The organism is Amycolatopsis sp. 3B14 (assembly GCF_050958625.1).
GTDB lineage: Bacteria > Actinomycetota > Actinomycetes > Mycobacteriales > Pseudonocardiaceae > Amycolatopsis_E > Amycolatopsis_E thermoflava.
On record NZ_JBHZEN010000055.1, the window covers coordinates 98268 to 110650 of the forward strand.

The window sequence follows — 12383 nt, forward strand, 5'->3', positions numbered from 1 at the left end:
GAGGAACAAGGGGATGGCGCACGCGCCACGGGCGGCCCGACCGATCGATCCGGTGCTGGTGGTGATCCCGACCTACAACGAGCGGGACAACCTGCCACTCATCCTGGACCGGCTGCACCGGGCCCTGCCCGAGGTGCACGCCCTGGTGGTCGACGACGGCAGCCCGGACGGCACCGGGGAGCTCGCGGACAAGATCGCCGCCGGCGACGACCGCGTCCACGTGCTGCACCGCACCGAGAAGGCCGGCCTCGGCGCCGCCTACGTGGCCGGGTTCCGATGGGGCCTGGAACGCGACTACCGCACGATCGTCGAGATGGACGCCGACGGCTCGCACGCGCCCGAGGACCTGCCGCGGATGCTGGCCGCCCTCGGCGACACCGACCTGGTGCTCGGCTCCCGCTACGTGCCCGGTGGCAGCCTGGTGAACTGGCCCAAGCACCGGGAACTGCTCTCTCGCGCGGCCAACCTGTACTCGCGGCTCGCCCTGGGCGTGCGGATCAAGGACGTGACCGCGGGGTTCCGCGCCTACCGGCGTGAGGTGCTGGAGAAGCTCCCGCTGGACGAGATTGCCTCGCGCGGCTACTGCTTCCAGATCGACCTCGCCTGGCGCACCGTCCGCACCGGCTTCGACGTGGTCGAGGTGCCGATCACCTTCACCGAGCGGGAGATCGGCCAGTCGAAGATGAGCAGCGCCATCATCCGCGAGGCCCTGCTGCGCGTGGGGCTGTGGGGCGCCCGCTACCGGGCCGAGCAGGTGCGGTCGCTGCTGCGCCGCCGCTGACCCGGCGGCCCCGTTTCGCGCCAGAACCGCGCACTACTGTCCGTGTGCCGTCGCCCGGTCGGCCCCGTGCCGACGGGCGACGGCGGGGGCGTTTTCTACTGTCGGTCGTCGAGTGCGCCCTGCTGTCTGCGCCATTGCGGTGACATTCCGGCTGGTCCGATAACCGATCACTGCCGAGGGTAACTGGAGGTCGAGCCGCCGAGCCCGTTGCGGCGACATCGATGGACCCGACTGAGCAGAACGCCGCCTTCGTCGGCGTCGGGTTCCCCGCAAACCGCCGGCCGTCCGCCGGCGCCTCCAGTGAAGGAACCACCATGACCGAAATCGGCACGCGCTACTTCGCGGACTGGGCCGGGCACACCCTCTACCACACCAGCGGGGAGAAGATCGGCCACGTCGAGGAGCTGTGGACCGACGACGAGCAGGGCCACCCCACCTGGCTCACGGTGCGCACCGGCCTGTTCGGCACCCACGACTCCCTGGTGCCCGTCCAGGGGGTGCGCCCACGCGACGACGGCGACCTGGAGACGACCTACCCCAAGGACCTGATCAAGGACGCGCCGCGGGTGACGCCCGACCCGACGGCCCAGGGCCGCCACATCGACGAGAGCGAGGAGCAGCGGCTCTACCGCCACTACCAGGTGCCGCAGCAGGCGGAACCCGCGCGGGAGACGACCGGCCGGGACATCTCCGGCCCCACCACCGACGACGCCATGACACGGTCGGAGGAGCGGCTACGGGTCGGCACCGAGCAGCGCGAACGCGGCCGCGCCCGGCTGCGCAAGTACGTGGTCACCGAGACCGAGCAGGTCCAGGTCCCGGTGACCCGGGAGGAAGTGCGCGTCGAGCGGGAACCGATCACCGACGCCAATCGGGGCCAGGCCATGGACGGGCCCGCCATCTCCGAGGAGGAACACGAGGTCGTCCTGCGCGAAGAGCGGCCGGTGGTCGAAACCGAAGCCGTGCCGGTCGAGCGGGTGCGGCTGGCCAAGGAAGAGGTTCAGGACACCGAGACCGTGGCGGGCGAAGTCCGCAAGGAGCACATCGAAGCCGACACCGGGCGGGAGCGCCGCGCCTGAGCGGGCTGCCCTGGACAGGCGAAGGCCCCCGTGGCGGGAGGACACGGGGGCCTTCGGTGTGGTGGGAGAGGCAGAAGCGCTACGCCGACTTGGACGTACGCCGTCCCTTCAGCTCAGCGAGACGCTCGTTCAGCAGTTCCTCGAGCTCGGGAATGCTCCGCCGCTCGAGCAGCATGTCCCAGTGCGTGCGCGGCGGCTTGACCTTCTTCTGCTCGGGCTGCGCGCCATCGACGATCTCGGACTCGCTGCCGTGCAGGCGGCACTCCCACACCGAGGGGATCTCGGCGTCGTCGGAGAAGGGCACCTCGAACTCGTGGTTCTTCGGACACGCGTATCGCACCGTACGGCGCGGGGCCAGATCGTGATTGCGGTCGGTCTCGTAGCTGACCGCTCCCAGCCGGCTTCCACGGAGAACACGGTCGGCCATGATGACGTCCTTTCAGTCGGCTCCGGGTCTAGAGCCAGGGTGATGCTCACCCTATGCAACGGCTACTGGCAACTGGGAATTCCCACAGCACCATGTCGTTACTCACGATGAGCTGAATCACCCCTCGGCAACAGCTTCCTCTGTTGAGAGTCGATTCGGTGCACGACGTGACGCGGATGTGGGGGTCTTCTTGGCATATTCCCCCGTGCGGGGGAAGGGCTGATCCGTTCAGGTCAGCCGCAGCTGACCGTGTTGCGGCGACGCGGGCCCCAGGTCGCCGAGGCGGAAGTGGCGGCGACATAGTACTTGATAACGCAAAGTAGCCAATTCCGTCTCCCAGTGTGGTGAACTTGCGTTTTCAACTACCCCCGGAGCGGTGTCCGCGACCACCACGGTGTCACCCTCCCGGAGGACTTCGCCGTCAGCCACCCGGGCGTTGAACCGCCCCGGCGCGCCACACCAGCACAGCACCTCCACCTGCACCGGCTGCAGGTCGTCGGCCAGTTCGAACAACCGCTGGGCCCCGGGGAAGAGACGGCTGCGGAAGTCGGTGGCGATCCCGAAGCAGTACACGTCCAGGGACACCTCGTCGGCCAGTTCGGCCAGCTGCTCGACCTGCGCCGCGGACAGGAACTGCGCCTCGTCCACGATCAGGTAGTCCAGCGGGCGCCCGGCGACCCACTCGCGGCGCACCAGCTGCCGCAGGTCGGTGTCGGCGCCCACCTCGGTCGCCTCGCGGGTGATCCCGATCCGGCTGCTGATCCGCGGCTCACCCGACCGGTCGTGCCGCACCAGCAGCATCCCGCGCCTGCCCTGCCGGGCGTGGTTGTGGTTGATCTGCAGCGCGAGCGTGGACTTGCCGCAGTCCATCGGGCCGTAGCAGAACCGCAGCCTGCCCCGCGCCGGCGTGCCCGACCCGTTGCGCGAGGGCAGCGGGGACAGGGCGTCGGTCGGGTCCGGATCGGTGTCGCCAAGGGTGCTCACGACCGACGACCCTATCCAGCCCCGCGACGGGCTCCCTTGATCGGGTGAAAACAGCGGAGCCGTCGCGTCCGGCTGCCGATGACAGGGGAGCGGGGAGCAAGGGGAGGGTTTTTGTCCGGTTTCCGGGGTGTTCGCAGGCCTGCACGCGTGTCACCGACCCCCTGCGACCCGTCGATGCTGGTACAGCTGAGGCTGGTGTGACAGTTGAGGTTCGTGGTGCGCGAACTTACGGTGACCGCATGAGAAAGCCCCGCTGGAGACCCTCGGCCCGCGCCGGAGCCCGTCTCGCGCTCGCCGCGCTGCTGGCCCTGGGGGCCCAGCTGGTCGCCGTCCCGTCCGCGTCGGCCGACCCCAGCGCCGCGACCTGGCTCAAGCTGCGCATGTGCGAGTCCAGCAACCGCTACACCGTCAACACCGGCAACGGGTACTACGGCGCCTACCAGTTCGACCTGCCCACCTGGCGCAGCGTCGGCGGCCAGGGCCGCCCGGACCTCGCCACCCCCGCCGAGCAGGACTACCGCGCCCTCTACCTCTACCGCATGCGCGGCTGGCAGCCCTGGGAGTGCGCCGGAATGCTCGGGCTGCGCAACGACAAGGACGCCCGCAGCAAACGCGTCCCCACCTACGCCGAGAGCGCCTACATCGGCGGCGGCCCCGTCCCGGCCCCGGTCGCCGGCGCCAAGCCCGCCTGGCCCGGCGTCGTCTACGCCTACGGCGACTGCGCCGAAGCCCTCAAGACCTTCCAGCTGCGGATGAACGCCTTCGGCTACGGCTTCACCGGCACCGGCTGCTACTACGACAAGACCCGCGACGCGGTGCTGGACCTGCAGCGCGCCAACGGCATCAACGACTCCGGCCGCCTCGGCCCCAAGACGTGGAACGCGGCGTGGGAGGGCAAACCGCCCCGTTAGGTCTCCCCGCGGCAGAGGTTGCCGGCGCGGGTGGCTGCTTGGCGCCGTGGAGCCGGGGCGGGCGCCGAGGTGGCTAGTCGGCGGGCGGCCAGGCGCCGCGCTCGGTGAGCACCTCACGCAGCACGTCCGGCCGGTCGGTGACGATGCCGTGCACCCCGAGGCCGAGCAGCCGCTCCATGTGCGCCCGCTCGTTGATCGTCCACGCGTGCACCTCGACACCGGCCCGCTCGGCGCTGCGCACGAACCCGCGGTCGATCACCGTCATCGCGCCCTGCCGGGACGGCACCTGCGCCATCTCGCCCCGGCACAGGAAGCCCAGCCGCGCCCACGGCAGCCACCCGCTGGCCCACAGCACGGCCGCCGACCGCGGGCCCATCGAAGTGATCAGCTTCGGCCCGGCCAGTTTGCGGATCGCGGCCAGCCGGTTGTCGGAGAACGCCGCCGCCGCGACCCGGTCGATCGCGCCCATCCGCTCGACCGTCTTGACGAACGGCACGATCGCCCGGTCGCTCTTGACGTCGATGTTGAACCGCGTCTGCGGCAGCTCCTCCAGGACGTCCTCCAGCCGCGACACCGGCGCCCGGCCGCCGACCTTCGCACGGGAGACCGCGGACCAGGTCTGCTTCGCGATCGGGCCGTGGGCGTCGGTGGTCCGGTCCAGCAGCGCGTCGTGGTGCACCACGACCACGCCGTCGGCCGTGGCGTGCACGTCGGTCTCGACGTAGGCGTAGCCCTCGGCGACCGCGCGCTGGAAGGCGGGCAGCGAGTTCTCCAGCCCGTCGAGCTCGTCCAGGTGCCACCCGCGGTGGGCGAACGCGCGGGGGAGGGTGCCGCTCAGGTACGGGTGGTTGATCTGCACCCGACCAGTGTGGGGCATCGGCGTGGCCGAGGCATGAGTTCCGCGTGGCCGGTTAGGGTCTGCTGCGTGAGCGGACAGGTGGACCAGATCGAAGCGTCACGTGACGTTTCCGCGCGCCGGCGGCGGCCCGGCGCCGTCCTGCACTGCGGCTGGTGCGGCCGGCCGATCGAGCAGGGGAGCACCGGCCGTCGCCGCCGGTACTGCGGCCAGTCCTGCCGCCAGCGCGCCTACGAACGCCGGGTCGCCGTCCAGCGCAGCGGCCTGCCCGAGGACGCCGTGGTGCTGTCCGACACCGAGCTGACCGCGCTGCAGGACCGCCTCTTCCAGCTGCGCTGCGCCGCCGAAGACGTCGTCACGGCCGTCGACGACGGCGCCGACCCCGGCGAGTTGCGCCGCATGGCACTCGAACTCGCCGAAACGGCCCGCGACCTCGAACGGCTGCGCTGAACCCACCCGCCACCACGGGCCGCGGCGGCCGGTGACCGGCGACATCCGCGCGCGATGTGCCGAACCGGCCGCACGAGGCCGCCCGTTATGGCACGATTCGGCAGTGACCAGGAGTTCCACCCAGGCTCAGCGCCTCCGCGACCTCGCGATGCTGCGCCGGGTCAAGGACCGGATCGACCGCGAGTACGCGCAGCCGCTCGACGTCGAGGCGCTCGCCCGCGGGGTGAACGTCTCCGCCGGGCACCTCAGCCGCGAGTTCAAGCGCGCCTACGGCGAATCGCCCTACTCCTACCTCATGACCCGGCGCATCGAACGCGCGATGGCGCTGCTGCGCCGCGGCGACATGAGCGTCACCGAGGTCTGCTTCGCCGTCGGCAGCTCGTCGCTGGGCACCTTCAGCACCCGCTTCACCGAACTGGTCGGCATGCCGCCCAGCGCCTACCGCGCCGAGGCCGCGGAGGCGACCGTGGGCATGCCGCCGTGCGTCGCGAAACAGGTCACCAGACCGATCAGGAATCGAGAAGCGCCGCCCGTGGCCCGCAAATAACCTGACGGCCATGGACATCAGCATTCACGCCACCTACCTCCCGCACAACGACCGGGACGCCGCCATCGCCTTCTACCGCGACGTCCTCGGCTTCGAGGTCCGCAACGACGTCGGCTACAACGGCATGCACTGGATCACCGTCGGCCCGCCCGGGCAGGACGTCTCCATCGTGCTGTACCCGCCGGAGGCCACCCCCGGCATCACCGACAGCGAGCGCGCGGCCATCACCGAGATGATGGCCAAGGGCACCTTCGCCAGCATCAACCTGGCCACCAAGGACCTCGACGGCGTCTTCGAGCGCCTGCAGGCCCGCGACGCCGAGGTCGTCCAGGAACCGGTCGACCAGCCCTACGGCGTGCGCGACTGCGCCTTCCGCGACCCGGCGGGCAACATGGTCCGCCTCCAGCAGCTCGCCTGACACCCCCACCCGTGGTGGCGGCCGCCCGGCCGCCACCACCCACCGCACACCACGGGAGACCCGATGACCAAGGCCACCAGGAAGAACACGCAGGGGCCTGCCACCCACGCCGCCGACAGCCACGACCGCATCCGAGTCCACGGCGCGCGGGAGAACAACCTCAAGGACGTCAGCGTCGAGCTGCCCAAGCGCAGGCTGACCGTGTTCACCGGCGTGTCCGGCTCGGGCAAGAGCTCCCTGGTGTTCGGCACGATCGCCGCGGAGTCGCAGCGGCTCATCAACGAGACCTACAGCGCCTTCGTGCAGGGCTTCATGCCGACGCTGTCCAGACCCGAGGTCGACGTCCTCGACGGCCTCACCACCGCGATCATCGTCGACCAGGAGCGGATGGGCGCCAACCCGCGTTCCACCGTGGGCACCGCCACCGACGCCAACGCGATGCTGCGCATCCTGTTCAGCCGCCTCGGCAAGCCGCACATCGGCTCACCCCAGGCGTTCTCCTTCAACGTCGCCTCGATCAGCGGCGCGGGCGCGGTCACCGTGGAACGCGGCGGCCGCACGGTCAAGGAACGCCGCAGCTTCAACATCACCGGCGGCATGTGCCTGCGCTGCGAGGGCATGGGCCGGGTCTCCGACATCGACCTGACCCAGCTCTACGACGAGAACAAGTCCCTCAACGAGGGCGCGGTCACCATCCCCGGCTACAGCATGGACGGCTGGTACGGCCGCATCTTCCGCGGCTGCGGGTTCTTCGACCCGGACAAGCCGATCAAGAAGTTCACCAAGAAGCAGCTCGACGACCTGCTCTACAAGGAACCGACCAAGATCAAGGTCGACGGCATCAACCTGACCTACTCCGGCCTGGTCCCGACCATCCAGAAGTCGATGCTGTCCAAGGACAAGGAGGCGATGCAGCCGCACATCCGCGCCTTCGTGGAACGCGCGGTCACCTTCGCCACCTGCCCCGAGTGCGACGGCGCCCGCCTGTCCGCCGAGGCCCGGTCGTCGAAGATCGCGGGCAAGAACATCGCCGACGTGTGCGCCATGCAGATCAGCGACCTCGCCGAGTGGGTGAAGGGCCTGGACGAGCCGTCGGTGGCGCCGCTGCTGGAATCCCTGCGCCACACCCTGGACTCGTTCGTCGAGATCGGACTCGGCTACCTCAGCCTCGACCGGCCCGCGGGCACGCTCTCCGGCGGCGAAGCGCAGCGCACCAAGATGATCCGCCACCTCGGCTCCTCGCTCACCGACGTCACCTACGTCTTCGACGAGCCGACGATCGGGCTGCACCCGCACGACATCGAGCGCATGAACAACCTGCTGCTGCAGCTGCGCGACAAGGGCAACACCGTGCTGGTCGTCGAGCACAAGCCGGAGGCCATCGCCATCGCCGACCACGTCGTCGACCTCGGCCCGCGCGCCGGCACCGAGGGCGGGGAAGTGGTGTACGAGGGCACTGTCGAGGGGCTGCGGGCCAGCGGCACGCTCACCGGGCGGCACCTGGACGACCGGGCGAGGCTGAAGCCGTCGGTGCGTGAGCCGTCCGGCGCGCTGGAGGTCCGGGGCGCGAACACCCACAACCTGCGTGACGTCGACGTGGACATCCCGCTTGGCGTGCTGGTCGTCGTCACCGGGGTCGCGGGCTCGGGCAAGAGCTCGCTCATCAACGGCTCGGTGTCCGGCCGCGACGGTGTCGTGACCGTCGACCAGGGCGCCATCAAGGGCTCGCGGCGCAGCAACCCCGCCACCTACACCGGGCTGCTCGAACCCATCCGCAAGGCCTTCGCCAAGGTCAACGGCGTCAAGCCCGCCCTGTTCAGCGCGAACTCCGAGGGCGCCTGCCCGACCTGCAACGGCGCCGGCGTGATCTACACCGACCTCGCGATGATGGCCGGCGTGGCCACCACCTGCGAGGAGTGCGAAGGCAAGCGGTTCCAGGCCGAGGTGCTGGAGTACAAGCTCGGCGGGCGCGACATCAGCGAGGTGCTCGCGATGCCGGTGGCCGAGGCGCTGGAGTTCTTCGGCGACGGCGAGGCGAAGGTGCCCGCCGCCCACAAGATCCTCACCCACCTGGCCGACGTCGGCCTCGGGTACCTGACGCTGGGGCAGCCGCTGACCACGCTGTCCGGCGGCGAGCGCCAGCGGCTCAAGCTGGCCACGCACATGGGGGAGAAGGGCGGCGTGCTGGTCCTCGACGAGCCGACCACCGGCCTGCACCTGGCCGACGTCGAGCAGCTGCTGGCCCTGCTGGACCGGCTCGTGGACTCCGGCAAGTCGGTCATCGTGATCGAACACCACCAGGCAGTGATGGCCCACGCGGACTGGATCATCGACCTGGGGCCCGGCGCGGGCCACGACGGCGGGCAGATCGTGTTCGAGGGCACCCCGGCCGAGCTGGTCGCCAAGAAGTCCACCCTCACCGGCGAGCACCTCGCCGAGTACGTGGCCTGATCGCGCCCCGGGCATCCGGCCCCACGCCGGATGCCCGGGCGGTCAGACGACCGCGGCCGGCTCCCGCCACTGCGTGCAGCGCGGTGCGCAGCCCGACGCTCCAGACACCGATCCGTCCCAGGTCCACGGCGCTCACACCTGGTTCGCGCCGCCGTCGACGAACATCTCGATGCCCGTGACGAAGCTGCTGTGGCCGGAGGCGAGGAACACCCCGACGTCGGCGACCTCATCGGGCCGCCCCATCCGTCCCAACGGGACGGTGCCGGCGAGCATCCGCTTCAGCTCCACCGCTTCCTCGTCGCCGGCCGCGAGCCCGGTGATGCCCGGGGTGTCGATCGGGCCCGGGCTGATCGTGTTCACCCGGATTCCGCGGCCCTTGAGCTCGTTGGCCCAGGTCCGCGCGAACGAGCGGATCGCGGCCTTGGAGGCGCCGTAGACGCCGAACGCCTCGGTGCCCACGGTCGCGGCCGTCGACCCGGTGAGGATGACCGACGCGCCGTCGTTGAGCAGGGGGAGTGCCTTTTGGACGGTGAAGAGCGTGCCGCGCACGTTGGTGCCGAAGATTTCGTCGAAGTGCTGTTCGGTCACCTGGTCCAGGGTGGCGAACGAGCCGCCGCCCGCGTTGGCCCACAGCACGTCGATGCGCAGGCCCTGCTCGCCGATCGTGGCGTAGAGCCGGTCGAGGTCGGCGAGATCGGCGCTGTCCACGCGTACGGCGGTGACCTCGCCGTCGATCGTGGCGGCCGCCTCCTTCAGCGCGTCTTCGCGGCGGCCGGTGATGAACAGCCGGGCGCCTTCGGCGGCGAAGCGCCGCGCCGCGGCGAGGCCGATGCCGCTGGTGGCGCCGGTGATGACCGCGGTTTTACCGGTGAGAACCGTCATTTCCTCATTCCTGTCCGAAGGGGGCGGGCAGCGCGCCGTCGCGGCGACCGGTACGGGAAAATCGCCTGGCAACGCCGCCGTTCGCCCACGATCGACAGGTTACGAGACATGTCACCTAAACGCAACGAGCCGGACTGGCTCACTCCGGAGCAGCAGCGCGCCTGGCTCGCCTACATCCGCGTCCAGCTGCGTCTTCGCTACGAGATGAACCGCCAGTTGCAGGCCGACAGTGACATCTCTCTCGCCGACTACGACGTGCTGACCGCGTTGAGCGTCGCGCCCGAAGGCCGCCTCCAGATGACGGCGCTGGCGAACCACATCGGCTGGGAACGCACCCGCACCTCGCACCACGCCCGCCGCATGGAGGGCCGGGGGCTGCTCCGGCTGCGACAGTCCACCGTGGACCGCCGCGCGATCGAGGTGAGCCTGAGCGACGAGGGGCGCGCCCTGCTCGCGGACGCCGCGCCCGGCCACGTGAAGCTGGTGAAGGACCTGTTCTTCGCCGGCCTCTCCGAGGACCTGCTGCCGTCGCTGACCGAGGCGATGGAGGGCGTGTACGCGACGCTGCTGGAGCGCGGCACCCTGCCACCGCCGCCGCTGTGATCGTGGAAAAAGGACTGGACGGGGTGGAGCGCGGACTTGTAACTTGCCCTCGACCGTGACGCCGGCTGAGGAGGTGAGACCCGTGACTGCAGTACCGCGGTGGGTGCTCCCCTCGATGCGATTGACGTAGGTGTCGCTGGGAGCGCTCTTCGAGACTCCCGAAAGGCAACGCCTGTGAATACTCCGCCCTTCGACGTGATCATCGCCGGGTGCGGCCCGGCCGGCGCGATGCTGGCCGCCGAACTGCGGCTGCACGACGTGCGAGTGCTCGTCCTGGAACAGGAAACCGAGCCTGCCTCGTTCGTCCGGATCGTCGGACTGCACATCCGCAGCCTCGAACTGATGGCCATGCGCGGACTGCTGGAGCGGCTCCTCGAACACGGACGGCGGCGCCCGGCAGGCGGCTTCTTCGCCGCCATTCCCAAACCCCCGCCCGCCGTGGATTCCGCACACGCGTACCTCCTGGGCATCCCGCAGCCGGTCATCGTGCGGCTGCTCGAAGAACACGCCGTTGAACTGGGCGCCCAGGTGCGGCACGGGTGCGCGGTGACCGGTTTCGAACAGGATGACGATGGCGTCACGGTCGAACTGGCCGGTGAGGTATTGCGTTGCCGCTATCTCGTCGGCTGCGACGGCGCGCGCAGCACGGTTCGCAAGCTGCTCGGGGTGGGTTTCCCCGGCGAGCCGTCACGCAGCGAAACGCTGATGGGGGAGATGGAGGTCGGCGCGCCGCCGGAGGAGCTCGCCGCCGTGCCGGACGGGATCCGGATGCGGCCGTTCGGGGGTGGGATATACAGCGTCATCGTGCCCGCCGGAGGAGCCGGCGACCGGCCGCCGAATCTGGACGATTTCAAACGGCAGTTGCGCGCCATCGCCGGAACCGATTTCGGTGTCCATTCCCCGCGCTGGTTGTCCCGTTTCGGCGACGCCACCCGGCTGGCCGACCGGTACCGGAAGGGGCGGGTGCTGCTCGCCGGCGACGCGGCGCACATCCACCCGCCCATCGGGGGACAGGGCCTCAACCTGGGGGTGCAGGACGCGGTCAACCTCGGCTGGAAGCTGGCCGCGCAGGTGCGTGGCTGGGCCCCGGCGGCGCTGCTGGACACCTACGAGGCCGAACGCCGCCCGGTCGCCGCGGAGGTGCTGGACAACACGCGCGCCCAGACGGAACTGATGTCTCCGGAGCCGGGCCCGCAGGCCGCGCGGAGGCTGGTGGCCGAGCTGATGGACTTCGACGAGGTGAACCGCCACCTGATCGAGAAGATCACCGGGATCGGCATCCGGTACGACTTCGGGCTGGGCCCCGACCTGGTCGGCCGCCGCCTGCGCGACATCGACCTGGCGCAGGGCAGTCTGTACGGGCAGCTGTACCGCGGCCGCGGCCTGGTGCTGGACCGCACCGGCGGTCTGAACGTCGACGGATGGTCGGACCGGGTGGACCTGCTGACGGACCCGACGGCCGCCCTGAAGGCCCCAGGCGTCCTGCTGCGACCCGACGGCCACGTCGCCTGGGCCGGCGACGAGCAGCAGGGTTTGGACGAGCAACTGTCCCGCTGGTTCGGCGAGGCTGGACGTCAGCGTGGTCCGGTGGGCGGCATGAGCAGGCGCGCGTAGATCAGCCCGAGAAGGCCGAGTCCGGCCAAGGGGGTGCCCAGTGGATCACCTTCGGGCTCCGCGGGCAGGCAGTCCTCGAGCACGTAGCGCTTCAGATCCGCCGAGGGGTCGCACGCCGTGCCGTCCGGCGTGACGAACCCGGGTTGCGCCATGAGCCCCGAGAACACGAGAAACACCCCGATGGCTATCGCGACAACGCTGAGAACCGCGACGGTCGTGCGTGGTGTCATGGGCGCTCCTGAGCTGGGAATTCGATCTTGTGTCGCTCCCGCCGGCCACTTCGTTACGGCGCGCCGATAATGCACATTATGTCAAGTAGAGTGCCGAGAGGGCTGGTGCGGGGCTTCCCCCGGTGAAGATGACCCCGCCTTCGCGACGGG

At 70.4% G+C, this 12383-nt stretch carries 14 protein-coding genes; 9 read left to right on the forward strand and 5 right to left on the reverse strand.

Features of this window, described 5'->3' with window-relative positions; translation table 11 throughout:
• Positions 1–13 precede the first annotated feature (13 nt).
• Both ACCP09_RS28625 and ACCP09_RS28630 read left to right on the forward strand, forming a co-directional pair.
• Positions 14–781 carry a polyprenol monophosphomannose synthase gene (locus ACCP09_RS28625; RefSeq protein WP_027929822.1) on the forward strand — a complete coding sequence of 256 codons (768 nt, stop codon included), beginning with the start codon at positions 14–16 and terminating at the stop codon, positions 779–781.
• A gap of 314 nt (positions 782–1095) precedes the next feature.
• Positions 1096–1860: a DUF2382 domain-containing protein gene (locus ACCP09_RS28630; protein ID WP_378335243.1), complete on the forward strand. Its 765-nt coding sequence runs from the start codon at positions 1096–1098 to the stop codon at positions 1858–1860.
• 79 nt (positions 1861–1939) lie between these two features.
• Here the strand turns inward: ACCP09_RS28630 and ACCP09_RS28635 are convergent, their stop codons facing one another.
• Both ACCP09_RS28635 and ACCP09_RS28640 read right to left on the reverse strand, forming a co-directional pair.
• Complete coding sequence (locus ACCP09_RS28635; protein WP_017982421.1) at positions 1940–2287, reverse strand: RNA polymerase-binding protein RbpA; 348 nt, start codon at positions 2285–2287, stop codon at positions 1940–1942.
• Positions 2288–2515: 228 nt separating this feature from the next.
• Complete coding sequence (locus ACCP09_RS28640) at positions 2516–3271, reverse strand: thymidine kinase (protein WP_027929820.1); 756 nt, start codon at positions 3269–3271, stop codon at positions 2516–2518.
• A 239-nt stretch (positions 3272–3510) separates the two neighbouring features.
• On the opposite strand from ACCP09_RS28640, the gene ACCP09_RS28645 reads away from it, so the two are divergent.
• Positions 3511–4182: a transglycosylase family protein gene (locus ACCP09_RS28645; protein ID WP_027929819.1), complete on the forward strand. Its 672-nt coding sequence runs from the start codon at positions 3511–3513 to the stop codon at positions 4180–4182.
• Positions 4183–4255: 73 nt separating this feature from the next.
• On the opposite strand, the gene ACCP09_RS28650 is transcribed toward ACCP09_RS28645, so the two are convergent.
• Positions 4256–5041 (reverse strand): glycerophosphodiester phosphodiesterase, encoded by a 786-nt coding sequence (locus ACCP09_RS28650; protein WP_400981956.1) that lies wholly within the window; start codon positions 5039–5041, stop codon positions 4256–4258.
• A 66-nt stretch (positions 5042–5107) separates the two neighbouring features.
• Between ACCP09_RS28650 and ACCP09_RS28655 the strand changes: the two genes are divergently transcribed.
• The 4 genes from ACCP09_RS28655 to ACCP09_RS28670 all read left to right on the forward strand — a co-directional run bounded on the left by ACCP09_RS28655 (position 5108) and on the right by ACCP09_RS28670 (position 8904).
• Positions 5108–5488, forward strand: a complete 381-nt coding sequence (locus ACCP09_RS28655; RefSeq protein ID WP_037322389.1) for a hypothetical protein — start codon at positions 5108–5110, stop codon at positions 5486–5488.
• A gap of 148 nt (positions 5489–5636) precedes the next feature.
• Positions 5637–6035 carry a helix-turn-helix transcriptional regulator gene (locus ACCP09_RS28660; protein WP_123686839.1) on the forward strand — a complete coding sequence of 133 codons (399 nt, stop codon included), beginning with the start codon at positions 5637–5639 and terminating at the stop codon, positions 6033–6035.
• A 10-nt stretch (positions 6036–6045) separates the two neighbouring features.
• Positions 6046–6453: a VOC family protein gene (locus ACCP09_RS28665; RefSeq protein ID WP_017982415.1), complete on the forward strand. Its 408-nt coding sequence runs from the start codon at positions 6046–6048 to the stop codon at positions 6451–6453.
• A 63-nt stretch (positions 6454–6516) separates the two neighbouring features.
• On the forward strand, positions 6517–8904 hold the full coding sequence (locus ACCP09_RS28670) for an ATP-binding cassette domain-containing protein (protein WP_433751701.1): 2388 nt from the start codon (positions 6517–6519) through the stop codon (positions 8902–8904).
• A 132-nt stretch (positions 8905–9036) separates the two neighbouring features.
• On the opposite strand, the gene ACCP09_RS28675 is transcribed toward ACCP09_RS28670, so the two are convergent.
• The gene (locus ACCP09_RS28675) at positions 9037–9786 is read right to left on the reverse strand and encodes an SDR family oxidoreductase (RefSeq protein WP_433751703.1); all 750 of its coding nucleotides are present in this window, start codon (positions 9784–9786) and stop codon (positions 9037–9039) included.
• A 108-nt stretch (positions 9787–9894) separates the two neighbouring features.
• Between ACCP09_RS28675 and ACCP09_RS28680 the strand changes: the two genes are divergently transcribed.
• The gene (locus ACCP09_RS28680) at positions 9895–10389 is read left to right on the forward strand and encodes a MarR family winged helix-turn-helix transcriptional regulator (RefSeq protein ID WP_123686836.1); all 495 of its coding nucleotides are present in this window, start codon (positions 9895–9897) and stop codon (positions 10387–10389) included.
• Positions 10390–10563: 174 nt separating this feature from the next.
• On the forward strand, positions 10564–12003 hold the full coding sequence (locus ACCP09_RS28685) for an FAD-dependent monooxygenase (protein ID WP_433751705.1): 1440 nt from the start codon (positions 10564–10566) through the stop codon (positions 12001–12003).
• Here ACCP09_RS28685 and ACCP09_RS28690 read toward each other — a convergent pair.
• Complete coding sequence (locus tag ACCP09_RS28690; protein WP_400981968.1) at positions 11964–12233, reverse strand: hypothetical protein; 270 nt, start codon at positions 12231–12233, stop codon at positions 11964–11966. The genes ACCP09_RS28685 and ACCP09_RS28690 overlap by 40 nt on opposite strands.
• Positions 12234–12383: the final 150 nt, after the last annotated feature.

Bases quoted from the DNA above. Each gene is read 5' to 3' on its own strand.
- ACCP09_RS28670 (WP_433751701.1), top strand. From the start codon at position 6,517: ATGACCAAGGCCACCAGGAAGAACACGCAGGGGCCTGCCACCCACGCC.
- ACCP09_RS28665 (WP_017982415.1), top strand. From the start codon at position 6,046: ATGGACATCAGCATTCACGCCACCTACCTCCCGCACAACGACCGGGAC.
- ACCP09_RS28630 (WP_378335243.1), top strand. From the start codon at position 1,096: ATGACCGAAATCGGCACGCGCTACTTCGCGGACTGGGCCGGGCACACC.
- ACCP09_RS28680 (WP_123686836.1), top strand. From the start codon at position 9,895: ATGTCACCTAAACGCAACGAGCCGGACTGGCTCACTCCGGAGCAGCAG.
- ACCP09_RS28625 (WP_027929822.1), top strand. From the start codon at position 14: ATGGCGCACGCGCCACGGGCGGCCCGACCGATCGATCCGGTGCTGGTG.
- ACCP09_RS28690 (WP_400981968.1), bottom strand. From the start codon at position 12,233: ATGACACCACGCACGACCGTCGCGGTTCTCAGCGTTGTCGCGATAGCC.
- ACCP09_RS28660 (WP_123686839.1), top strand. From the start codon at position 5,637: ATGCTGCGCCGGGTCAAGGACCGGATCGACCGCGAGTACGCGCAGCCG.
- ACCP09_RS28635 (WP_017982421.1), bottom strand. From the start codon at position 2,287: ATGGCCGACCGTGTTCTCCGTGGAAGCCGGCTGGGAGCGGTCAGCTAC.
- ACCP09_RS28675 (WP_433751703.1), bottom strand. From the start codon at position 9,786: ATGACGGTTCTCACCGGTAAAACCGCGGTCATCACCGGCGCCACCAGC.
- ACCP09_RS28645 (WP_027929819.1), top strand. From the start codon at position 3,511: ATGAGAAAGCCCCGCTGGAGACCCTCGGCCCGCGCCGGAGCCCGTCTC.